Below are 21531 nucleotides of genomic sequence, written 5' to 3'. Positions count from 1 at the left end.
CTATCCTATTTTTCGTCGTACCAAGAATAGTGGTAGGTACCTTCTTTGTCTTTACGGTTATATGTATGAGCACCAAAGTAATCACGCTGCGCCTGAATCAGATTCGCTGGCAGATTTTCCGCACGATAGCTATCAAAGTAAGCAATGGCACTAGAGAAGGTTGGCACTGGTACTCCTGCTTGCACAGCCAAGCTGACAACATCACGGACTGCCTGCTGATATTTAGCCGTAATATCCATGAAGTATTCATCTAAGAGCAGGTTTGCAAGGTCAGCATCACGGCCGTATGCGTCTGTAATCTTTTGCAAGAAGCGGGCACGGATGATACAGCCAGCACGCCAGATAGAAGCAATCTCACCGAACGGCAGATTCCAGTTGTTTTCCTTAGACGCTACACGCAATTGAGCAAAACCTTGAGCATAAGACATAATTTTTGAGAAGTACAGAGCCTGACGGATCTTTTCAATCAACTCCGCCTTATCTCCCTCAAAGGTGAATGCAGCTGGTTTTGGCAATACCTTGCTGGCAGCCACACGCTCATCTTTGTAGGTAGAAATGTAACGCGCAAAGACTGACTCAGTAATCAATGGCAGCGGCACACCTAAATCCAAAGAAGATTGACTGGTCCACTTACCAGTTCCTTTATTACCAGCCGCATCCAGAATGTAGTCAACGATTGGGCCATCTTGACCTTCATCGTCCTTGCGTGTCAAGATATCCGCTGTAATCTCAATCAGATAGCTGTCCAGTTCGCCTTTGTTCCACTCTGTGAAGATATCTGCCATTTCACTAGCTGAAAGGCCCAGCAAGTGCTGCATAAGGTCATAACTCTCAGCGATAAGCTGCATATCTCCATATTCAATTCCGTTATGGACCATTTTTACATAGTGACCAGCGCCATCAGGACCGATATAGGTCACACATGGTGCACCGTCTTCAGGAGCTTTAGCAGAGATTTCTTCCAAGACATCCGCTACCAACTCATAAGCTTCTTTTTGACCACCCGGCATGATAGATGGCCCTTCCAATGCGCCCTTTTCACCACCAGAAACACCTGTACCGATGAAATTGATACCAGAGTTAGCCAACTCTTCATTACGGCGAATAGTATCTTTGTAGAAAGTATTCCCACCGTCAATCAGGATATCGCCCTTATCCAAGTGAGGGAGCAGCGCTTGAATAGTCGCATCGGTACCAGGACCAGCTTGAACCATCAGCATAATCCGACGCGGTTTTTCAATAGAGTTCACAAAAGACTCTACATCATAGCTTGGCACAAAGTTTTTCTCAGGATGAGAGGCAATGACGTCCTCTGTCTTGTTTGCTGAGCGATTATAAATGGCAACTGTGTAGCCACGAGATTCGATATTTAGGGCAAGGTTACGGCCCATAACAGCCATACCAACAACACCAAAATTTGCTTTAGTCATTATGTTCTCCTATAGTTTGTTTGTCTTATTTTATCATTTTTAGGGCTTAAAAGAAAGTATTAAGTCGGTGACGGATTGTGAGGGTGGATGAATAGAAAAACCAAGCTCAGATGAAACTGAACTTGGTTGTGGAGGGGGGGACAGTAAAGAGCAAAGTAAGATGACCGATTTTTTAAATGAACTTAGGTTCAATCTTGCTCTCTAAACAGATAGACTTTTGAACTCTTTCCTACGTGAACATTCAGAATTACAAAATCTTCATCATCAACCTTTGCAATAATCCGATAAGAGCTTACACGAAAGCGCACATAGCCAGAGAGATTACCTGACAAATATTTTCCAGGCGCCATAGGAAAATCGACATTTAACCTGCTTTCAGTTCCCGTTGCATAAAAGCAACAATGTAATTAATAAAAGTGGCAAATAAACCATTATTTCTGATACTGAGAACAATGAACTAAAAAATTTAACAGTATTTTTATATTGTATAATATTCATAGACAAATCTGATTCTTCAGTTACATTAACTATTACATCGTTATATAACTTCCTAAAAAGACGCTCCTGCCATAAATAATAAGAATCCAAGATCCAAAAAAATATTATCGGAACTAGATAAATGATCATATTATTTCTAAAATTATCCTTTTGTAAAAAAACAAATAATCCAACTAATATTGTGATGGTCCAACCTTTGATTGTAAATGAATTTTGCGCCATCCGACTAATCGTTGACTGAATTATATCTATATGTTTTAATTTTGATTCTTTCATAGAATTATCTCCTCACTATTTATTTTGCAATCAAATGAACTTTCATCAATAATAGCTCCATTATTATTTTCAAAATAATCCCTATTTTCCTCAAAAGACTTAATCTCTTTATTAAACATTGAGCAAATAGAGTCAATCAACGCATACAAAACTCTAAAGTGATTTTCTGTCGTAAACACCCTATTGTCTTTTTTATCTAAATAAATACTAGGATAAGTGATAGAGATATTCAAAGGAGGTTCAGGATTAGTTTTTCCAGCTTTAATAATTCCATGTTTAGTCTTAACAACCCAACCGGCTCCTATCTCCTGTAAAACTCCAGGTCTTTTAGAAGAATTGTCAGAGTAAACATACAACACATATATTTCTTTCTTTGAATAACTCTTAATAAAAAACTCTCTAAGATACTCGAAAACATCTAGTCCATATGGTACAACTGAGTTGTAGCTAGGATCACTTGTGTAAATAATTTCATCTGGAGAGAAGCCATTCAACAATAATAAGCCGTATAAAACATTGTTTAATTGCTGATCACTCCTCGTATGACTAATTAAAATTTTTCTACTATCTTGATCTGTCGCAATTTTTTTAATTCCCAAATCTGTAAAAATCTTTTCTGCATCTTTTTTATTAAAACTCTGAGTTTGGATAACCTTTTCCATATACTCAATTGACGTCTCTACCTTTTTAGATAACAGTTCCTCTTCTTTTATTTTTTTCTCCTTTTTACTTTTTTCAGATTTTTTATTTTTAGCTTTAATTGCCTTTTCTTTCAATTGTAGAACTTGGGTAAGGAGCTTTTTAGCCTCTGCAAGGAAAATTTGAAATCTGATATCATCAGTTTTATACCCTTGCCTGTTGCTTAATGCCATGTCGGGTAAATTAGTTTCCTCAAATTCATCAACATACAATTGACCTACAACATAAACTTCATTCAATCGATTTTGTCCAATTTCGTTTAATATATTAAATTGACCTAACTTTCCATTTGAATAAATAGCTAAAAAATTATCAGGAAAATCGGAAGATTCTTTTGCTTTTAATCCTCTTGTTGTATGGTATGTTCCAATCCAACCTTCTATCTTCAATTCTCTATTTTCTTGTTCTCCTTGATTATTATTTATATTATAAGAAAGAGTTCGAGGTGGTTCTTTTTTCAGATTATCTTTTGCATACTTTGGTGCAGTCTTTTCAAATTTATCTAAAATAGCATACTTATCTTCTCCTAATAATAATAGAGAATCTAACGATGTCGCCAATGAATCCACGAAATTATCTAATTTTTTATTAATACCATCTTTTCCCCTAATATGGAGTACAAATGGATTTTTAGGATTTGAACTTAACTGAGGGAAAAATTTAGCTAGATTATTTTTTACTGTTATTGTCGTAGCAGGTAGCTTAAATTCCGAATTCAGCATCTCAATCCTAGTACCTGATTCAGAAATATTTGAAAATGTGATTTCTGATTCTGGAATTGGATGAAGGTTACGATCTTTTGGGACATTTCTTGTTAAAACAAAACCAGATAATTCACCATTTGACTTAGTTTTTACATTAACTTCAGTTGAAACAGCCAGAGCCGCAAGTTTACCTATTCCCTTTCTTCCCATTTTAGGTCTCTGGAATTTTCTACTCTTTGATTCAGCTTCTGTATTTCTTGTTGATTTTGCAACTTCAAGATATTTATTAACTGTCTCTGCATAAGTCATACCATGTCCATCATCTTCTATAATAATGGAATCTCCAGACAGATCTAACCAAACATTTTCCGCATCAGCATCATAACTATTTGCAATAAGTTCTGCTAATATATAATAAATATTTGTATAAAGACTAGGTCCTAAAAGCTCCAAAATTTCGGGACTAATATGTATAGGGTACTCTTTGTTAGAATTCATCAAGTTCCTCCAAATGTTTTATAATACTTCTACCAATAATCTCACCTAATTTAGGTGGCACTGCATTCCCAATTTGTAACGCTACTTGGCCTATTGGATAATTCCCACCCTGTTTAGGGCTAACAAACTGATAATTTGAGGGGAAGGTTTGGAGTAATGCCCCCTCTCGAAGACTAAGTGCTCTATCTTGTTCTGGGTGGCCAAAGCGACCATTACCTATGCCAGGAAACTGAGTAGTAATGGTATTAGCTGGTTTATCCCACTCTAATCGACCATAAACTGAACCAAACGACTGCCCACTTTCTTTTTTGTACGCTTCCAAAAGTAAATCTTCATCCCAGTCTCTCCACGTACCACCAGGTTTTGATTGTTGGATTCTTTTTAAATTTAAAGTAGACATATTTCTACTTCTATGCAATGGATCTTTAGCATATGTTTCCCCAGCTTTTATTTTCGGTAAGTTTTCAATTGCGTCACGAAGAGTCGGATAACTTTCTGAATTAAATTCTGGTTCAAGTAATGAGATATCACCCAATTTAGAAGCAAGTAAAAGTAGGCGTTTTCTCATTTGAGGCACACCATATTCTGGTGCGTACACGACCTTAAAAGTTACCTTATAACCATTCTTTTCTAATAAAGTTCTAAAACGCTGAAAAACTTCCCTCTTTTCCATTTGAGGAACATTTTCCATTGAAACTATATCCGGTTGTACAAGTTCAATTTGTTTTCCAAAGTAATCTAATAGATCTATTTTTTTTAGAGTATTCTCGTTGTTTTGGTATTTATGGCTATAGGACGAGAATGGTTGACAGGGAGCACAACCAATCAATATTTTTATATCTGTATCTTTTGGATACAAAGCTAAAATTTCATCATCCTCAATTTCCTTTATATCTTTTAAAATAAATTTTGCGTCATTATTATATTCGTATGCAAATTTGCTTTTGTCATCAATATCGTAGCCAGCAACCACATTTATCCCAGCTTGTTGAACTCCATACGTTAGACCGCCTACGCCACAAAATAAATCAATTGCATTTATTTTCATATCGGCCTCCTATTATTTTTTTGCTTTTTATCATTCATTATACCATAAATCAACTTAAAAATCAGTTGTGAAATTAAGTCAAATTCACAACTGATTTTAATAACTTACGCGAGTTTCCTCATCTCATCAATCCGCGCTACTGTTGCATCGTACTTAGCTTGGTAGTCGGCTTGTTTGTCTCGTTCTTTTTGGACGACTTCTGGTTTGGCATTGGCTACGAAGCGTTCGTTAGAGAGTTTCTTGCCGACCATATCCAGTTCTTTCTGCCACTTGGTTAGTTCTTTTTCGAGACGAGCCAGTTCTTCCTCGATATTGAGGAGGTCTGCTAACGGCAGGTAGATTTCTGCGCCTGTGATGATGCTGGACATGACCAGCTCTGGCACAGCAAGGTCTGCCGCAATTTCCAGATGCTCAGGATTGGTGAAACGCTTGATGTAGTTGACATTACCCTTGAAGAAGGCTTCCAGCGCGCTGTCTGTCGTCTTAATCAAGATGGTAATCGGCTTGCTTGGCGCCACATTGACCTCTGCTCTGCTATTACGCACCGAACGAATCAGATCCTTGATAGCTTCCACGCCTGCTGCTGCCTCGGCATTTTCAAACTCTGGACGAACCACTGGATAAGCTGCGGTCACAATGGTGCCTTCTGAGATTTGACCAAAGATTTCCTCGGTCACGAAAGGCATGATTGGGTGAAGCAGGCGCAGGATTTGGTCCAGCGTGTAGAGGAGGACAGAGCGAGTGATGACTTTCTCGTCTTCATTTTCGCTGTAAAGCACTTCCTTCGTCAGCTCCACATACCAGTCGGCAAATTCATCCCAGATGAAATTGTAGAGGATATGGCCAGCCACACCAAACTCAAATTTATCGAAGTTTTCAGTGACCTTGCCAATGGTTTCGTTGAGGTTGTGGAGAATCCAGCGGTCGGTGACATTACCTGCCTGACCAGCCGCCACCTGAGCGACATTCTCACGCGCAGCATCCAGCGTTAAGCCTTCATTGTTCATGAGGATATAGCGGGAAATGTTCCAGATTTTGTTAATGAAGTTCCAAGAAGCATCCATTTTCTCGTAAGAGAAGCGCACGTCTTGTCCAGGGGCAGATCCGTTTGACAGGAACCAACGCAGGGCATCGGCACCGTATTTGTCAATGACATCCATCGGGTCAATCCCATTTCCCAGTGACTTGGACATCTTGCGACCTTCCTCGTCACGGATAAGACCGTGGATGAGCACATTTTGGAATGGCTGACGACCAGTGAATTCTAAAGATTGGAAGATCATACGAGACACCCAGAAAAAGATGATGTCGTAACCTGTTACCAAGGTTGAAGTTGGGAAGTAACGCTTGAAGTCAGCTGAGTCCACATCAGGCCAGCCCATGGTTGAGAAGGGCCAGAGGGCAGAACTGAACCAAGTATCCAGTACATCCGGATCTTGCGTCCAACCATCGCCTTCTGGTGCTTCTTCGCCTACATAGATTTCGCCGTCTGCATTGTACCAAGCAGGGATTTGGTGACCCCACCAGAGCTGACGAGAGATTACCCAGTCATGGACATTTTCCATCCATTGGAGGAAGGTATCATTGAAACGAGGCGGGTAGAATTCTACCTTGTCATCTTTAGCTTGGTTGGCAATGGCATTCTTAGCCAATTGGTCCATCTTGACAAACCACTGGGTAGACAGACGCGGCTCAACCATAACGCCAGTCCGCTCTGAGTGACCAACACTGTGGACGCGTTTTTCGATTTTAACTAGAGCACCGATTTCTTTCAACTTGGCAACGACTGCCTTACGAGCCTCAAAACGGTCCATGCCTGCAAATTCGAAGGCCAAGTCGTTCATGGTTCCGTCGTCGTTCATCACGTTGACTTGCGGCAAGTTATGGCGCTGACCAACCAAGAAGTCGTTTGGATCGTGAGCAGGCGTGATTTTCACGACACCAGTCCCAAACTCAGGATCTGCGTGTTCATCGGCCACAATCGGGATCAATTTATTGGCAATCGGCAGGATAACGTTTTGACCAATCAAATCCTTATAGCGTGGGTCTTCTGGATTGACCGCAACCGCAACATCCCCAAACATAGTCTCAGGACGAGTAGTCGCAACTTCAAGGGCGCGTGAGCCATCTTCCAGCATGTAGTTCATGTGGTAGAAAGCACCTTCGACATCCTTATGGATAACCTCGATATCAGACAGTGCTGTGCGAGCTGCTGGGTCCCAGTTGATGATAAACTCACCACGGTAGATCCAGCCTTTCTTGTAAAGCTCGACAAAAACCTTGCGGACGGCTTTTGATAGACCTTCATCAAGGGTAAAACGCTCACGAGAATAGTCTACAGAGAGCCCCATCTTGCCCCATTGTTCCTTGATGGTCGTCGCGTATTCGTCTTTCCATTCCCAGACCTTATCGAGAAATTTCTCACGACCAAGGTCATACCGGGAAATGCCTTGCTCCCGCAAGCGCTCCTCGACCTTAGCCTGAGTCGCAATCCCCGCGTGGTCCATCCCTGGTAGCCAAAGCGTATCAAAGCCTTGCATACGTTTTTGACGGATGATGATATCCTGCAAGGTCGTATCCCAAGCGTGACCAAGGTGAAGTTTCCCAGTCACGTTTGGTGGTGGAATCACAACCGAATAAGGCTTGGCCTTTTGATCTCCAGAAGGCTTGAAAACATCAGCATCAAGCCATTTTTGATAACGCCCAGCCTCAACCTCGGCTGGATTGTATTTAGGTGAAAGTTGTTTAGACATGTGTTTGTCCTTTCTACTTATGATATCCTAAATCGGCAGGATTAGAATCTCCCGAAATCTTCCTAACTTCTCCCCCATCTTTTTCAAAACCAATGCGCTGACTAGTTACTAATTTTATTAAATCTATAGTTTCATTATTCTTAATATTTTTTTGATTATACTGTCCTTTGGACCAATACTGAATCGCATTATTACTATCGCCACAAATCACTTTTATACCAATTTGTTCAGCTATTTTCATAGCTAAGTAAAGTCCTAAGAGCTCTCCGTGATTATTGGTTAAACCATCATTCAAAGTTGCTATTCCACTAGTTTCATCATATTCCTCAATTCCAAAAGGACTTTTAAAATAATTTGATAAATCTAACTTGGAAAGTAAAGAATTTTTTGATGAATCAACAACTTTTATTTTTGTTTGATTTCTATCTTGATTTCCATTATGTCCAATTGTACTTGCATCAAAAAAAATCATATTAGTACTCATTATCTATTCTCCTTAATTCTAATACTTCAATGTACCTAAGCTTGATTTTATCCCTAGGACTTATCTCACAAAGGTACATAGAAATCGTCCCTGCCATATCCATGACAGGGACGAATGTGTTCATCCGCGGTACCACCCAATTTCGGGCAGATGCCCGCAACTTTTCTCTTCTTCTTTCTCTTTTATGATGTCGTTAAGTCGCTTTGGCATACGCTAGTATAGCCTGCAGCTCCTTGCCTAGTCCTAAAAGGAAACAAAAAGACACTTTTATTTCAATTTTTCATCTCATCAGCAACCAGTTTTGACACACTTGTGGACTTCTCAGCACCGCCACTTTCTGTAAAATGCTTGACTCAAAACACCTCTGATGAACCTATTTTATCACCTTTCCAGTAAAAAATCAATAATTTCTCTCACCCAAAAGTCCGTCTGGCAGGTCGTGAAATCCTTTGCCCGCCTGATAGTTGGCGAATTTTCCTAAAAGGAACTGGTAGGCATCTAGACGACTTTCATAGCGAATGGCCGCTTCCTTGGCCCGCTCGTCCTGATCCGCCTCGTAGACCGCCTGACTCTCCTTGAGGGCCATCTCGTTAATCATGACCTGGGTCTTGACCCAAGCTTCAAACTCCTGTAAAAATTCCTGTTCGTAACTCATTTTTCTCACTTTCTAACTGCAAATACCTAGTCCAAATCTCGGTAAAAATCACTGTCAATGTCACGGAAGGGCTGAATGTCCTGTACATACTCCAGCACCCCCTGAAATTCACCGGCCTCATCCCGCACCGCCGCATAGGTCACATGGACAAACTTGCCCCGTGATTCCGACTTGAACCACATCTCAAACTTATCCCGCTCTCCTTCGCGCAGAGCCTTGAAAATCCGCCGCACCTTGTCCAATAGCTTGGGCGGGTGGCAGAGCTCAACATTGCGCCCTATCTGGGACGGCGTCCGCTTGAAAATCATCTCATCTGCCGGCACACTGTCATTATAATACTGGAAAATATCGTCCTTATTGACAAAGGTAATCTCCATAGGCAGATGGTCCAAAATCAGATTGGCCTCCGCCACCGACAGATAGCCATGACCAAAAGGCTGCTGGGACTCCCGATTAAAGGCTTGTTCCTTCTTTTCCTTAGGCTTAAAGGAAATGGTGACCTGACCATCTGGCGTATCAATGACCTGCTCAAATCTGCCATCACTAGACTGCTCTCTACTGGCTGACGCTTCGCTTCCTTCATCAGCAGCATCCCCAGCTTCCTCCTCCGAGAATGAGTGCCGCGCAGGAATCCATTTCTCCGTTGGCTTGATGATAGCATAGCCATAAGCATCGCTCTCCTCAGCAATCTTGAGCCAGTCATCCTGATGAAAGGACTCTAGGAGTATCATGAGAAGGATTGATTCTTCCTTGAAGATCATAGCTTCAAACTCAGCAGCAAAAGTCTCAAACTTGTCCTTGACTTCTTCAATCGAAGTATCAGGCAACTGCTCTGCAGCAATCTTAGCCTCTTGAAAAAGTTCTCGAATCTGGTCGTCTACCCCCCACATGACCTTGGGTGGCGAATCGTGGCCGTAGCTCTCCATGATGGGAAACATGAGCTCTTCCTTGCGCTGATAGTGGATATCAAACTGCCCTACCAAACCCAGCTGGCGCTGGAGTCCCTTGCGGATTTCAGGAAGAAGGTCCTCATCTTCTGTGCTTTCATAGGTAGATAGGAGCCTGCGAACCCGCATGAGGGCAGCCCGCAAGGCTAGATTTTCCTGCTTAAAGATCTGAACCGGATGGCCTGGATGGTCAGTATCCGCCACCTCTACATTCTGAATGGCCCCTTTAAAGAGGTTGGCATGGACATTGCAGAGGGACATGACGTCTTCGAAGGTCACTCCCGTATCTGAGTTCATTAGCTCATGCTCCATCAGGCTGATCTCAATAGCGGACACACCTGCAAAATGCTCGTTGAAAAGCTCCTGAACAGATTCTGCTGAAGCTCCATTATGTAGGTCCAGCAAGATAGACTTGAGGACCTCAATGCGTTCAGTAGCCATGCCTAAATCCCCACCACTTCATAGCCATTTAATTCCAGAGTTTGCTTGATTTTATTAAGGTCAATGCCATTCATACCAGCACCTTTTTTGATAGAAACCACGCGCCCGACTGTATTGCGCATAACGGGATTGGCCAGAGGCGTAAAGCCCAACTCGACCAGAACATCCAAAACTTCTGGCTGCTTCTCAATCACTTCTGCCACCGGGATAGACAAATCAATCACATTATCCATAGCTGCTCCTTCATCGTCATTTTTCTACAATTATACCATAAAAAAGCTATCAGACTCAAAGCAAAAAAAGCAGGAGTGTCTGCTCCTCTTATGCTTATTCAAAAGAAATGGAATAGCGAATTAAGATAGATAAGATGTTAGACTTATGCTTCCATTATTGCCTCAGGCAACGATAAGAAAATATAAAGCACATTGCTTCGTCTTTTTTCCCTTTTGTGATAAGCTAAGATTAGTGAATTGAGAGGGTTTTCGTATGTATCTTGCAGACTTAATGGAAAAGAGTGAAGCGGGGCAGTTTATTGTCCTGTCTTATTTACAGCAGCATTCTACATCCAGTTTGAAGGACGTCATGTCTGAAACAGGCTTCTCGAAAGCAACCTTGACCAAGTACATTAGCTTGATTAACGACAAGGCTATGGACCATCATGCAACCTTATCCATCCAGCTTCAAGACGAAACACTCAGTCTGTCCATCGGACCGGATACCAAGGGACGGGACATTCGCAGACTCTTTTTGGGCAATGCTATCAAACACCAGATTTTAAACTACTTGCTCTATCATCAGCAGTTTTTAGCCCATCAATTAGCTCAGGAACTGATGATCAGTGAAGCAACCCTCGGCCGCCATATATCTGGTCTAAATCAGATTTTATCAGAGTTTGAGCTATCTATCCAAAATGGCCGCTTAAAAGGGCCTGAGCACCAGATCCGCTATTTTTATTTCTGCCTCTTTCGCAAGGTCTGGTCTAGTCAAGATTGGGAAAAAGAACTTCAAAAATCAGAAAGAAGGCAGGAAGTTGCCGTCTTAGAAGAACTCTGCGGAGCCCAACTCTCTCAAGGGCAGCGATTGGACTTGGCTCTTTGGGCACACATCACCCAACAGCGCCTAAGAGTCAAAGCCAGTCAATTCCAAAACATTGAACAGAAAATGCAGGGCTATTTTGAAAACATCTTCTACCAACGCTTGCATCGCCGGACAAATGATTTCTTTGCCGGTCAGCACATCACTCTGAGCCAAGAAGACGGGGAAATGATGATTTTCTTTTCATTTCTGCTTTCCCATCGGATTTTACCCCTGCACACCATGGAATATATACTGGGCTTTGGTGGTGAAATTGCCAGTCTGATTACGCAACTCATTCAAGAGATGAAGTCTCAGGACTTGCTAGGGGATTACATCGAGGACCAGGTGACCTACGAACTCAGTCAGCTCTGTGCCCGTGTCTTTCTTTTTCGAGGCTATCTCTTGCAAGACAAATACAAGCACGATCTGGAATTGCGCCATCCTTACTTATGGAGCGAATACGATTACCGACAAGTGGCTGACACTATTTTTAGCAAACTGCCTATTTTCCAGCAGGGAACATCTCTGGATAAAAAGGTTTTGTGGGAATGGCTCCAGCTGATGGAGTACATTGCTGAAAACGACGGTCAAGTAATCAAGATAGGCATGGACTTGACAGATAGCTTTATCGTTGTTTCCAGGATGACGGCCATTTTAAGACGCTATTTAGAGTACAATCGCTTTATTACGATTGAATCCTACGACCTTAGCAGAAATTATGACCTCATCATCACCAACAATCCCATCCATCAAACCCAGCAAGTTCCCATCTATTATTTAAAAAATGACTTAGATTTGGAAGATTTGGCTCAAATCCGTCACATGATATTCCATTAAGAAACCTGGATTTCTCCAGGTTTCTTGTGATTTTCGCACAATCTCCTCAGATTTTTTTAAAATTTAAAAAAAGTTGATAAAAAAGAAAGCGCTTTATTTTATATACTAGTTACTGTAGAGGAAAACTCCTCAAGATTTTTACTAGGAGGACAGTTCATGTCACAAGAAAAATACATCATGGCCATCGACCAAGGAACAACTAGTTCACGCGCCATCATCTTTAACAAAAAAGGAGAAAAAGTTAGCTCCAGTCAAAAAGAATTTACTCAGATTTTCCCTCAAGCTGGATGGGTTGAGCACAATGCCAATGAAATTTGGAACTCCGTGCAGTCCGTTATCGCAGGTGCCTTCATCGAAAGTGGAGTCAAACCTAATCAAATCGAAGCCATCGGAATCACCAACCAGCGTGAAACAACTGTCGTTTGGGATAAGAATACTGGTCTTCCTATCTATAATGCTATCGTTTGGCAATCTCGTCAGACTGCTCCTCTGGCTGAACAGCTGAAAAGCCAAGGCTATGTGGAAAAATTCCATGAAAAGACTGGTTTGATTATTGACGCTTACTTTTCTGCTACCAAGGTTCGCTGGATTTTGGACCATGTAGAGGGAGCACAAGAAAGAGCTGAAAAGGGCGAATTGCTCTTTGGTACCATCGATACCTGGCTGGTTTGGAAATTGACTGACGGTGCTTCTCACGTGACCGACTACTCAAATGCAGCCCGTACCATGCTCTATAATATCAAGGAACTCAAATGGGACGATGAGATTTTGGAAATCCTTAACATTCCAAAGGCTATGCTTCCAGAAGTTCGTTCTAACTCAGAAATCTATGGTAAGACTGCTCCATTCCATTTCTACGGGGGAGAAGTTCCAATCTCTGGTATGGCTGGTGACCAGCAGGCAGCTCTCTTTGGACAGTTAGCTTTTGAGCCTGGCATGGTCAAGAATACTTACGGAACTGGTTCCTTCATCATCATGAACACTGGTGAAGAGATGCAACTATCTGAAAACAACCTCTTGACAACTATTGGCTACGGTATCAACGGTAAAGTTTACTATGCCTTAGAAGGTTCTATCTTCATTGCCGGAAGTGCTATTCAATGGCTACGCGACGGTCTTCGGATGGTTGAAAATTCACCAGAATCTGAAAAATATGCCCTCAATTCTCAAAACAATGACGAAGTCTATGTCGTACCTGCCTTTACAGGTCTAGGCGCTCCGTATTGGGATCAAAATGCACGTGGATCTGTCTTTGGCTTGACCCGCGGAACCAGCAAGGAAGACTTTATCAAGGCTACTCTGCAATCCATCGCTTACCAAGTACGCGACATCATTGACACTATGCAGGTTGACGCTAAGACAGCTATTCAAGTCCTCAAAGTCGACGGCGGTGCTGCTATGAACAACTTCCTCATGCAGTTCCAGGCTGACATTTTGGGAATCGATATTGCCCGTGCTAAAAACTTAGAAACAACTGCTCTCGGTGCAGCCTTCTTGGCAGGCCTGTCAGTAGGCTACTGGAAAGACTTAGACGAACTCCGCACTCTCAATGAAACAGGAGAACTCTTTGAGCCGTCTATGAATGAATCCCGTAAGGAACAACTCTACAAAGGATGGAAAAAAGCCGTTAAGGCAACTCAAGTCTTTGCAGAAATCGATGACTAATACTGATTCTTATTTTGATGATAAAGTCAGCAGAAGCAGGAAACGACTAAGTTAGAAAGTGTGTAATTATGGAATTTTCAAAGAAAACACGTGAATTATCGATAAAAAAAATGCAGGAACGCACCTTGGACCTCCTGATTATTGGCGGTGGGATTACCGGTGCTGGAGTAGCCTTGCAAGCAGCTGCAAGTGGCCTGGAGACTGGTCTGATTGAAATGCAGGACTTTGCCGAAGGGACTTCTAGCCGCTCTACGAAATTGGTCCATGGTGGCCTTCGTTACCTCAAGCAATTCGACGTAGAGGTGGTCTCAGATACAGTTTCTGAGCGTGCTGTGGTCCAGCAAATTGCCCCTCATATTCCAAAACCAGATCCTATGCTACTTCCTGTCTACGAAGAAGAGGGTGCTACTTTCAGTCTCTTCCGTCTCAAAGTGGCTATGGACCTCTATGACCTCTTGGCCGGTGTTAACAACACTCCTGCTGCCAACAAGGTCTTGAGCAAGGAAGAAGTCCTAGAACGGGAACCTGAACTCAAGAAGGAAGGCCTGGTCGGCGGTGGTGTCTATCTTGACTTCCGCAACAACGATGCACGCCTTGTGATTGAAAATATCAAACGCGCCAACCAAGACGGCGCACTGATTGCCAACCATGTCAAGGCAGAAGGTTTCCTCTTTGATGAAGCTGGAAAGATTACAGGTGTTGTTGCGCGTGACCTCTTAACGGATGAAGTCTTTGAAATCAAGGCTCGCCTAGTCATCAACACAACTGGACCTTGGAGCGACAAGGTGCGCAATCTGTCAAATGACGGTGAGCAATATTCACAAATGCGTCCAACTAAGGGTGTTCACTTAGTGGTTGACTCTAGCAAGATTAAGGTTTCTCAGCCAGTCTACTTTGACACAGGCTTGGGAGACGGCCGGATGGTCTTTGTCCTTCCACGTGAAAATAAAACTTACTTTGGTACGACAGACACTGACTACACTGGCGACCTAGAGCATCCAAAAGTAACACAAGAAGATGTGGATTACCTCTTAGGCATTGTCAATAATCGCTTCCCAGAAGCAAAGATTACAATTGACGATATCGAAAGCAGCTGGGCTGGTCTGCGTCCTCTGATTGCAGGAAACAGTGCTTCTGACTACAACGGCGGAAACAACGGTACCATTAGCGACGAAAGTTTCAATGCACTGATTGCGACTGTTGAAAGCTATCTGGCCAAAGAAAAATCTCGTGAGGATGTTGAAGCAGCTGTTACGCAACTCGAAAGCAGCACTTCTGAAAAACACTTGGATCCATCTGCTGTGTCCCGCGGTTCCAGCTTAGAACGTGATAACAATGGCCTCTTGACCCTTGCTGGCGGTAAGATCACAGACTATCGTAAGATGGCTGAGGGCGCTATGGAGCGTGTGGTTGAAATCCTCAAAGGAGAATTTGACCGCAGCTTCAAGATCATCAACTCTAAGACCTACCCTGTTTCAGGCGGAGAGCTCAATCCAGCAAATGTGGATTCCGAAATCGAAGCCTTTGCTCAACTTGGTGTCTCACGCGGCTTAGACAGCAAAGAAGCCTTCTATCTTGCAAACCTTTACGGTTCCAATGCTCCTAAAGTCTTTGCCCTCGCTCACAGCATTGAACAAGCACCAGGTCTCAGCCTAGCGGATACCTTGTCACTGCATTATGCTATGCGTAATGAATTAGCACTCAGCCCAGTCGACTTCCTGCTTCGCCGGACAAATCACATGCTCTTTATGCGGGATGGTTTAGATGCTATTGTAGAGCCTGTTCTGGATGAAATGGGACGATTCTACGACTGGACAGAAGAAGAAAAAGCAGCTTATCGAAACGACGTACAAGCTGCCCTTGCAAATAACGATTTAGAAGAATTAAAAAAATAGAAAATACAAGAAGAGGCGGTAGACTAACAACTGTCTGCCACCCCTTCTTTTAAATGGAGTAACATAGATGATGAAAGAAATATTTGGCGAATTTTTAGGAACACTGCTCTTGCTCCTTCTGGGTAATGGTGTAGTTGCAGGTGTGGTTCTTCCCAAAACTAAGAGTCACAATTCAGGCTGGATTGTAATCACCATGGGATGGGGGATCGCTGTTGCCATCGCTGCTTTTGTATCCGGCAACCTTGGCCCAGCCCATCTGAACCCTGCCCTAACAATCGGAGTAGCTCTGAAAGGTGATTTGCCTTGGGCATCTGTTCTTCCTTACGTCCTTGCTCAGTTTGCAGGTGCTATGGTCGGACAGTTCCTCGTCTTCCTACAGTTCAAACCTCACTATCTAGCTGAAGAAAATCCAGCTAACGTCCTAGGCACATTCAGCACAGGCCCAGCTATCAAAGATACCTTCTCTAACCTGATTAGCGAGATCCTTGGAACTTTTGTCCTTGTACTGACTATCTTCGCTCTTGGACTTTATAAGCTGCAAGCAGGCATTGGCACTTTTGCAGTCGGAACACTCATTGTCGGAATTGGTCTCTCGCTTGGTGGAACAACAGGTTATGCCCTAAACCCGGCTCGTGACTTAGGACCTCGCATCATGCACAGTCTCCTTCCGATTCCAAACAAAGGAAATGGCGATTGGAGCTATGCTTGGATTCCTGTTGTCGGACCAATTATTGGTGCCGTCCTTGCAGTCCTAGTCTTCGGTTTATTCTAATATAACTGATTATCATTGGAGAACACTTGACGAGTGTTCTCTTTTTTTTGACTAATAGATTAGGAAGAGACTAACCTTCCAAGCTTACGCTTCCGATAAAACCTTTGCAATTTTGACAAAAGAAAAGACTTAGCTCTGTATTACAAGAAAACTAAGTCCTTTTTAGAATGATTTTGCCAACTCTAGCAATCCGTTTCCGATTAACTCAACCGAGTGCTATCTCTCTTAGACAATTTCACCACTGCCTCGGTCCGAGCAGTATGCGGAAACATATCAACCGACTGGATATAGTGGACATCGTAGACCTGACAGAGCTTGACCAAATCCCGAGCCAGAGTTGAGACATTGCAGGAAACGTAGACCATCTTTTTAGGTGCATAGCGGACAATCGTCTCCAGCAGCTTATCGTCAAGACCCGTTCGCGGCGGGTCGACAATCAAGGCATTCGCCCGATAGCCCTCAGCATACCAGCGAGGAATAATCTCCTCTGCCGTTCCAGCCTCGTAGAGAGTATTGTCAAAGCCCATGCGCTTGGCATTGCGCTTGGCGTCTTCAATGGCCTCAGGGATGATGTCCATACCTCTCAAAGACTTGACCCTTTTAGCAAAGGCAAAGCCGATGCTCCCAACCCCGCAATAGGCATCAATCAAATGGTCTTCTTCCGTTACATCCAGCGCCTTAACCGCCTCCCCGTAGAGCACCTCTGTCTGTTCAGGATTGAGCTGATAGAAAGCTCGAGGAGACAGGGAGAACTCATAGTCCAGCACCCCTTCTTGGATAGCCTCCTCGCCCCAGATAATCTCTGTCTTATCCCCGTAAATCTCACTGGACTTGCTCGTATGATAATTAACTGCCACTGTTTCCAACTCAGGAAATTCAGCCACTAGATCTCGAACGACTGGAGAAAAGTCCAGCTTACGCCCCGTCACAAAAATCATCTGCACCTGACCCGTCTTTCTGGATCTACGAATCATAACGGTACGTACTCCAGCAGTCTTTCTCTCATCATAGATGGGCAGTCTATACTTCCCTAAAAGCCGAGCTACCTTATTTATGATCTTTTGCGTTACCTTGTCCTGAACTAGACAGTTTTTCAGCGAGACCAGATAGTGGGAATTCTGGGCATAGAGCCCCGCCTTGACCTCATCCTTAAATTTCCGAGTCTGAAACTGCAACTTGGCCCGATAATAGAGCGGCTCCTGCATACCAATGGTTGGACGAATCTCATAGTTTTCGTAACCAGCTGGCGCAAATTTTTTCAAGGCCTGACGCAGCAAATCTTCCTTAAACTCCAACTGCTTGTCATAGTGGAGGTGCATGATTTGACAGCCCCCGCAGCTATCATAAATCTCACAAGGCGCTTCCATCCGAAATTTTGACCGCTTGTTGATGGTCAAGAGCTTGGCCTCGATGAAATTACGCTGAACCCTGGTCACCTGACAGTAGACTTCCTCACCCTTCAAAGCCCCTGGCACAAAGACCAGCGTTTTCTTATAAAATCCAATCCCTTCCCCATTAATCCCCATTTTCTTAATTTTCAAAGGGATTCTTTGTTTCACTTTCACATTCATGCTTCTATTATACCACGCTGCCTCGCATTAGTTGAGAATATGTTACAATAAAAGTATGAAAGCAGAAAAGACATCCCTTCCAGTAGACCATTTTCCTGAGCAAATACGAACTTATCTAGAGGGAGCCACTTTTTACGACAGTTCCTCACATTCTGTAGCCAGTGTTTTCTATGCCGATACGGGCTATTATTTGAAAATCGATCAAAAAGGCCAGTTAGCACAAGAAGCCACACTTGCCAAATGGTTTGAAGAGCAAGGACTCGGTGTGCCGGTCATTCACTACCTAACAGCAGATAAAGACTACTTACTGACTAAAGAAGCCGAGGGTAAGGACGCCCTAGCCTTTCTCCAACAGCCAGAAGAACTTTGCCAAACGATGGCTGTCACACTCAGAAAACTTCACAGCCTCCAACCCCAGCATTTCCCAATCCAGCATCGCCTCCAACACTATAAAGAACAAGCAGAGGAAAATTACCATAAAGGTTGCTTTTATCAAAAAGCTTTACTGCCTCAGTTTCATATCCAAAGCCGTGAGGAAGCATATCAGCTTATCCAAGAACAGGGACACTTACTGACGGTGGATGCCTTGATTCACGGAGATGCCTGCTTACCCAATTTCATTTTGAAAGACGCAGCAACCTTCTCCTGCTTTATTGACCTTGGACTCGCTGGCCTTAGTGATCGCCACCTTGACCTTTACTGGGCAATCTGGTCTCTTACTTATAATTTATCTGACCCCCAATACGCAGAGCTCTTTCTTGACTACTATGGCCAGAAGGATGTTGATACAGACAAACTGCGCTTGATAGCTGCCTTTGAAGCATTTGGCTAAAAGAAAGGATTCTACCAAAATCTCTTATGAAAATCACAAAAATCGAAAAGAAAAAAAGACTCTACCTCTTGGAGTTGGACGACAGTGAAAAGCTCTATATTACAGAAGACACCATCGTTCGCTTCATGCTGTCCAAAGGAATGGAAATCACAGAGCAGGAGCTATCAAAAATTCAAGACTATGCCCAATTTTCTTACGGAAAAAATCTAGCCCTCTATCATCTCTCCTTCAAGCAAAGAACTGCTAAAGAAGTTAAAGACTACTTAACGCAGCACGACATCCAACCAGAAATCATCAGTCAGGTCTTGGACAATCTAAAAAAGGATAATTGGATTAATGATAGAAAATATGCTCATTCTTTTATCCAATCCAACCTTCTCACTGGTGACAAAGGCGCTTTTGTTCTCAAACAAAAACTCAGTCAAAAAGGGATTTCTAGCACTATTATTGAAGACGAATTGAGCCAGTTTGATTTCACTGAACTAACAGACAAGGTTGCCCAAAAGCTGCTCAGAAAATACCAGGGAAAACTGCCCAGCAAGGCCTTACAAGATAAAATTCTTCAATCCTTGATAAACAAAGGTTTTTCCTATAGTCAAGCCAAAACCGCCTATCAGCATTTGCAAATCGAAGAAGACCAAGAAAACCAGCAAGAACTGCTCTATAAAGAGCTAGACAAGCAATACCGCAAGTACTCAAAAAAATACGACGGCTATGACTTAAAACAGCGTCTGACCCAAGCTCTAGCTCGCAAAGGCTATGATTTCTCCGACATCGCCAGCGCTCTGAGAGAATATCTTTAAGATTTTCTATGAAAACTTATGCATTTCTATGAAAATATGTTACAATAAAGAAGATAAACTTATAAATTGTAGAAAGTTGGTAAGTTATGAAACTTCCAAAAGAAGGCGACTTTATTACAATTCAAAGTTATAAGCATGATGGGAATCTTCACCGCACCTGGCGAGATACCATGGTACTAAAGACAACAGAAAACGCCATTATTGGTGTTAATGACCACACATTGGTAACAGAAAGTGACGGCCGACGTTGGGTAACACGTGAACCAGCCATTGTCTATTTTCATAAAAAATACTGGTTTAATATCATTGCCATGATTCGAGACAATGGAACTTCATACTACTGCAACCTAGCCAGCCCTTACTATCTGGATAATGAAGCTCTAAAATACATTGACTATGATTTAGACGTCAAAGTCTTTGCTGATGGTGAAAAACGCCTGTTGGATGTAGAAGAATATGAACGTCACAAAAAACAGATGCACTATTCTGATGATTTGGATTTCATTCTCAAAGAAAATGTCAAAATCCTAGTTGATTGGATTAACAACGGAAGAGGTCCATTTTCAGATGCCTATGTCAATATTTGGTACAAACGTTATGTTGAACTAAAGAATCGATAAAGTTGTCAAAGAGCGTAAGCTCTTTTTCTTTTGTCTAATTCGTCCTCACAAGAGGTCAAATTCTTGCAATCTCAAGCATTTTCGGGTATCATATAAGAAAATCCAGACCGTAAGAAAGGAGTCTCCCATGGCATTTACAAATACTCTCGGCCGATATGCCAGCTTTGGCATCATGACGAGCCTCCCTGAAGAAATTGTCGACTCATTCTGGTATATCATCGATAACAATCTCAAAGGCGTCTTTGAACTCCGCCCGGTCCTCAAGTTCGAAATCATCAACCGCCAAGGAAGAGTATCTCTACGCTTCTCACAAAAGAACTTCAACACCATTATTTCATTTGACTTAAACTATCAATTTGACCCTTTCTTTCCCAGAAAAGTCTACATCGTTGATAACAAGGGCAAAGAAACCATTATGCTATCTGATGAATACTCTTTGATGTAGTAAATCAAACTCAGCACATATAAAAACCTCTGAAAGCAACTATTCACCGCTATCAGAGGTTTTTATCTTTAATATTACTCATCTCAAGTGGAAAGTACATTTGAGCAGCTTGATACAAACTAAACTTCTGGAACACTAGACTTTAAAATCAAACTAAACCTAGTTGAATAATCAAATCCCTTGCATTCAAATAGGATTATATAAAGAGACAAGACCAGAAGTTCTAAAAGATTCTATCGCTAATTAAATCCAATGTAAGCTAAGTCATAAATACTGTAAATACAGTTTTCTTAAAAACAAAAAGATAGATTAGTACATCTATCTTCTATGTTATCTAGTCGGGAAGACAGGATTCGAACCTGCGACACCTTGGTCCCAAACCAAGTACTCTACCAAGCTGAGCTACTTCCCGGTGTTTAAACAATCTAAAAACGGAGCCCTAAGGCTTCGCTGCCAAATGCACCCTAGAGGAGTCGAACCTCTAACCGCCTGATTCGTAGTCAGGTACTCTATCCAGTTGAGCTAAGGGTGCTCACTATTCATATTAATTTCATTATACCAAAACTTCAGAAAAAATCAAA

General features: G+C 42.4%; 19 protein-coding genes and 2 tRNA genes. 8 read left to right on the top strand and 13 right to left on the bottom strand.

The window, feature by feature from the left end; translation table 11 throughout:
• Positions 1-5: 5 nt before the first annotated feature.
• The 10 genes from gndA to HMPREF9378_RS10755 form a co-directional block, all read right to left on the bottom strand.
• On the bottom strand, positions 6-1430 hold the full coding sequence (gene gndA / locus HMPREF9378_RS10710) for an NADP-dependent phosphogluconate dehydrogenase (protein ID WP_002899701.1): 1425 nt from the start codon (positions 1428-1430) through the stop codon (positions 6-8).
• Positions 1431-1618: 188 nt separating this feature from the next.
• Positions 1619-1780, bottom strand: coding sequence for a type II toxin-antitoxin system RelE family toxin (locus HMPREF9378_RS11830; protein ID WP_002899700.1), 162 nt, complete (start codon positions 1778-1780; stop codon positions 1619-1621).
• Between the two features lie 25 nt (positions 1781-1805).
• Positions 1806-2204, bottom strand: coding sequence for a hypothetical protein (locus tag HMPREF9378_RS10720; RefSeq protein ID WP_002899698.1), 399 nt, complete (start codon positions 2202-2204; stop codon positions 1806-1808).
• Positions 2201-4105, bottom strand: a complete 1905-nt coding sequence (locus tag HMPREF9378_RS10725) for an ATP-binding protein (RefSeq protein ID WP_002899697.1) — start codon at positions 4103-4105, stop codon at positions 2201-2203. Before HMPREF9378_RS10725 ends, HMPREF9378_RS10720 begins: the two co-directional genes overlap by 4 nt.
• Positions 4095-5153 carry a DNA cytosine methyltransferase gene (locus HMPREF9378_RS10730; protein WP_002899696.1) on the bottom strand — a complete coding sequence of 353 codons (1059 nt, stop codon included), beginning with the start codon at positions 5151-5153 and terminating at the stop codon, positions 4095-4097. The genes HMPREF9378_RS10725 and HMPREF9378_RS10730 overlap by 11 nt, the downstream gene beginning before the upstream one ends.
• A 104-nt stretch (positions 5154-5257) precedes the next feature.
• Positions 5258-7906: a valine--tRNA ligase gene (locus tag HMPREF9378_RS10735; RefSeq protein ID WP_002913234.1), complete on the bottom strand. Its 2649-nt coding sequence runs from the start codon at positions 7904-7906 to the stop codon at positions 5258-5260.
• A 13-nt stretch (positions 7907-7919) separates the two neighbouring features.
• Complete coding sequence (locus HMPREF9378_RS10740; protein WP_002905172.1) at positions 7920-8390, bottom strand: ribonuclease H family protein; 471 nt, start codon at positions 8388-8390, stop codon at positions 7920-7922.
• A 400-nt stretch (positions 8391-8790) separates the two neighbouring features.
• Positions 8791-9045 (bottom strand): DUF1912 family protein, encoded by a 255-nt coding sequence (locus tag HMPREF9378_RS10745; RefSeq protein WP_002899692.1) that lies wholly within the window; start codon positions 9043-9045, stop codon positions 8791-8793.
• A gap of 26 nt (positions 9046-9071) precedes the next feature.
• Complete coding sequence (locus tag HMPREF9378_RS10750; protein WP_002899691.1) at positions 9072-10433, bottom strand: DUF438 domain-containing protein; 1362 nt, start codon at positions 10431-10433, stop codon at positions 9072-9074.
• Between the two features lie 2 nt (positions 10434-10435).
• Positions 10436-10666: a DUF1858 domain-containing protein gene (locus HMPREF9378_RS10755; protein WP_002894544.1), complete on the bottom strand. Its 231-nt coding sequence runs from the start codon at positions 10664-10666 to the stop codon at positions 10436-10438.
• Between the two features lie 253 nt (positions 10667-10919).
• On the opposite strand from HMPREF9378_RS10755, the gene HMPREF9378_RS10760 reads away from it, so the two are divergent.
• The 4 genes from HMPREF9378_RS10760 to HMPREF9378_RS10775 all read left to right on the top strand — a co-directional run bounded on the left by HMPREF9378_RS10760 (position 10920) and on the right by HMPREF9378_RS10775 (position 16679).
• Entirely contained in the window at positions 10920-12347 is a 1428-nt protein-coding gene (locus HMPREF9378_RS10760; RefSeq protein WP_002913233.1) for a helix-turn-helix domain-containing protein, read from the top strand.
• A 156-nt stretch (positions 12348-12503) separates the two neighbouring features.
• Positions 12504-14012, top strand: coding sequence for a glycerol kinase GlpK (gene glpK / locus HMPREF9378_RS10765; protein ID WP_002913232.1), 1509 nt, complete (start codon positions 12504-12506; stop codon positions 14010-14012).
• 68 nt (positions 14013-14080) lie between these two features.
• Complete coding sequence (gene glpO, locus HMPREF9378_RS10770; protein ID WP_002899688.1) at positions 14081-15907, top strand: type 1 glycerol-3-phosphate oxidase; 1827 nt, start codon at positions 14081-14083, stop codon at positions 15905-15907.
• A 67-nt stretch (positions 15908-15974) separates the two neighbouring features.
• The gene (locus HMPREF9378_RS10775; RefSeq protein ID WP_002899687.1) at positions 15975-16679 is read left to right on the top strand and encodes an MIP/aquaporin family protein; all 705 of its coding nucleotides are present in this window, start codon (positions 15975-15977) and stop codon (positions 16677-16679) included.
• 200 nt (positions 16680-16879) lie between these two features.
• Here the strand turns inward: HMPREF9378_RS10775 and rlmD are convergent, their stop codons facing one another.
• On the bottom strand, positions 16880-18250 hold the full coding sequence (gene rlmD / locus HMPREF9378_RS10780) for a 23S rRNA (uracil(1939)-C(5))-methyltransferase RlmD (RefSeq protein ID WP_002913231.1): 1371 nt from the start codon (positions 18248-18250) through the stop codon (positions 16880-16882).
• A 55-nt stretch (positions 18251-18305) separates the two neighbouring features.
• Here rlmD and HMPREF9378_RS10785 point away from each other — a divergent pair, with 55 nt between their 5' ends.
• From HMPREF9378_RS10785 to HMPREF9378_RS10800, 4 genes are all read left to right on the top strand, one after another.
• Positions 18306-19082, top strand: a complete 777-nt coding sequence (locus HMPREF9378_RS10785; protein ID WP_002894527.1) for an aminoglycoside 3'-phosphotransferase — start codon at positions 18306-18308, stop codon at positions 19080-19082.
• 26 nt (positions 19083-19108) lie between these two features.
• The gene (gene recX / locus HMPREF9378_RS10790) at positions 19109-19885 is read left to right on the top strand and encodes a recombination regulator RecX (protein ID WP_002899684.1); all 777 of its coding nucleotides are present in this window, start codon (positions 19109-19111) and stop codon (positions 19883-19885) included.
• A gap of 86 nt (positions 19886-19971) precedes the next feature.
• Positions 19972-20505, top strand: a complete 534-nt coding sequence (gene ntdP / locus HMPREF9378_RS10795) for a nucleoside tri-diphosphate phosphatase (RefSeq protein WP_002896978.1) — start codon at positions 19972-19974, stop codon at positions 20503-20505.
• Between the two features lie 127 nt (positions 20506-20632).
• Positions 20633-20950 (top strand): DUF960 domain-containing protein, encoded by a 318-nt coding sequence (locus HMPREF9378_RS10800; protein ID WP_002899683.1) that lies wholly within the window; start codon positions 20633-20635, stop codon positions 20948-20950.
• Positions 20951-21288: 338 nt separating this feature from the next.
• On the opposite strand, the gene HMPREF9378_RS10805 is transcribed toward HMPREF9378_RS10800, so the two are convergent.
• Both HMPREF9378_RS10805 and HMPREF9378_RS10810 read right to left on the bottom strand, forming a co-directional pair.
• A tRNA-Pro gene (locus HMPREF9378_RS10805) sits at positions 21289-21362 on the bottom strand.
• Positions 21363-21408: 46 nt separating this feature from the next.
• Positions 21409-21482: transfer RNA gene (locus tag HMPREF9378_RS10810), tRNA-Arg, on the bottom strand.
• Positions 21483-21531: the final 49 nt, after the last annotated feature.

Origin of the sequence: Streptococcus sanguinis SK1 = NCTC 7863, assembly GCF_000194945.1 — a bacterium.
Classification (GTDB): domain Bacteria; phylum Bacillota; class Bacilli; order Lactobacillales; family Streptococcaceae; genus Streptococcus; species Streptococcus sanguinis.
The sequence above is the reverse complement of the archived record's forward strand: the minus strand, read 5'-3'. Positions and strand labels throughout refer to the sequence as shown.

What these genes read in the sequence shown, in the direction of transcription:
- HMPREF9378_RS10760 (WP_002913233.1), top strand. Translation starts at nt 10,920, where the DNA reads ATGTATCTTGCAGACTTAATGGAAAAGAGTGAAGCGGGGCAGTTTATT.
- HMPREF9378_RS10740 (WP_002905172.1), bottom strand. Translation starts at nt 8,390, where the DNA reads ATGAGTACTAATATGATTTTTTTTGATGCAAGTACAATTGGACATAAT.
- HMPREF9378_RS10800 (WP_002899683.1), top strand. Translation starts at nt 20,633, where the DNA reads ATGGCATTTACAAATACTCTCGGCCGATATGCCAGCTTTGGCATCATG.
- HMPREF9378_RS10735 (WP_002913234.1), bottom strand. Translation starts at nt 7,906, where the DNA reads ATGTCTAAACAACTTTCACCTAAATACAATCCAGCCGAGGTTGAGGCT.
- HMPREF9378_RS10730 (WP_002899696.1), bottom strand. Translation starts at nt 5,153, where the DNA reads ATGAAAATAAATGCAATTGATTTATTTTGTGGCGTAGGCGGTCTAACG.
- HMPREF9378_RS10725 (WP_002899697.1), bottom strand. Translation starts at nt 4,105, where the DNA reads ATGAATTCTAACAAAGAGTACCCTATACATATTAGTCCCGAAATTTTG.
- recX (WP_002899684.1), top strand. Translation starts at nt 19,109, where the DNA reads ATGAAAATCACAAAAATCGAAAAGAAAAAAAGACTCTACCTCTTGGAG.
- rlmD (WP_002913231.1), bottom strand. Translation starts at nt 18,250, where the DNA reads ATGAATGTGAAAGTGAAACAAAGAATCCCTTTGAAAATTAAGAAAATG.
- HMPREF9378_RS10785 (WP_002894527.1), top strand. Translation starts at nt 18,306, where the DNA reads ATGAAAGCAGAAAAGACATCCCTTCCAGTAGACCATTTTCCTGAGCAA.
- HMPREF9378_RS11830 (WP_002899700.1), bottom strand. Translation starts at nt 1,780, where the DNA reads ATGGCGCCTGGAAAATATTTGTCAGGTAATCTCTCTGGCTATGTGCGC.
- gndA (WP_002899701.1), bottom strand. Translation starts at nt 1,430, where the DNA reads ATGACTAAAGCAAATTTTGGTGTTGTTGGTATGGCTGTTATGGGCCGT.
- HMPREF9378_RS10745 (WP_002899692.1), bottom strand. Translation starts at nt 9,045, where the DNA reads ATGAGTTACGAACAGGAATTTTTACAGGAGTTTGAAGCTTGGGTCAAG.
- HMPREF9378_RS10755 (WP_002894544.1), bottom strand. Translation starts at nt 10,666, where the DNA reads ATGGATAATGTGATTGATTTGTCTATCCCGGTGGCAGAAGTGATTGAG.
- ntdP (WP_002896978.1), top strand. Translation starts at nt 19,972, where the DNA reads ATGAAACTTCCAAAAGAAGGCGACTTTATTACAATTCAAAGTTATAAG.
- glpO (WP_002899688.1), top strand. Translation starts at nt 14,081, where the DNA reads ATGGAATTTTCAAAGAAAACACGTGAATTATCGATAAAAAAAATGCAG.
- HMPREF9378_RS10775 (WP_002899687.1), top strand. Translation starts at nt 15,975, where the DNA reads ATGATGAAAGAAATATTTGGCGAATTTTTAGGAACACTGCTCTTGCTC.
- glpK (WP_002913232.1), top strand. Translation starts at nt 12,504, where the DNA reads ATGTCACAAGAAAAATACATCATGGCCATCGACCAAGGAACAACTAGT.
- HMPREF9378_RS10750 (WP_002899691.1), bottom strand. Translation starts at nt 10,433, where the DNA reads ATGGCTACTGAACGCATTGAGGTCCTCAAGTCTATCTTGCTGGACCTA.
- HMPREF9378_RS10720 (WP_002899698.1), bottom strand. Translation starts at nt 2,204, where the DNA reads ATGAAAGAATCAAAATTAAAACATATAGATATAATTCAGTCAACGATT.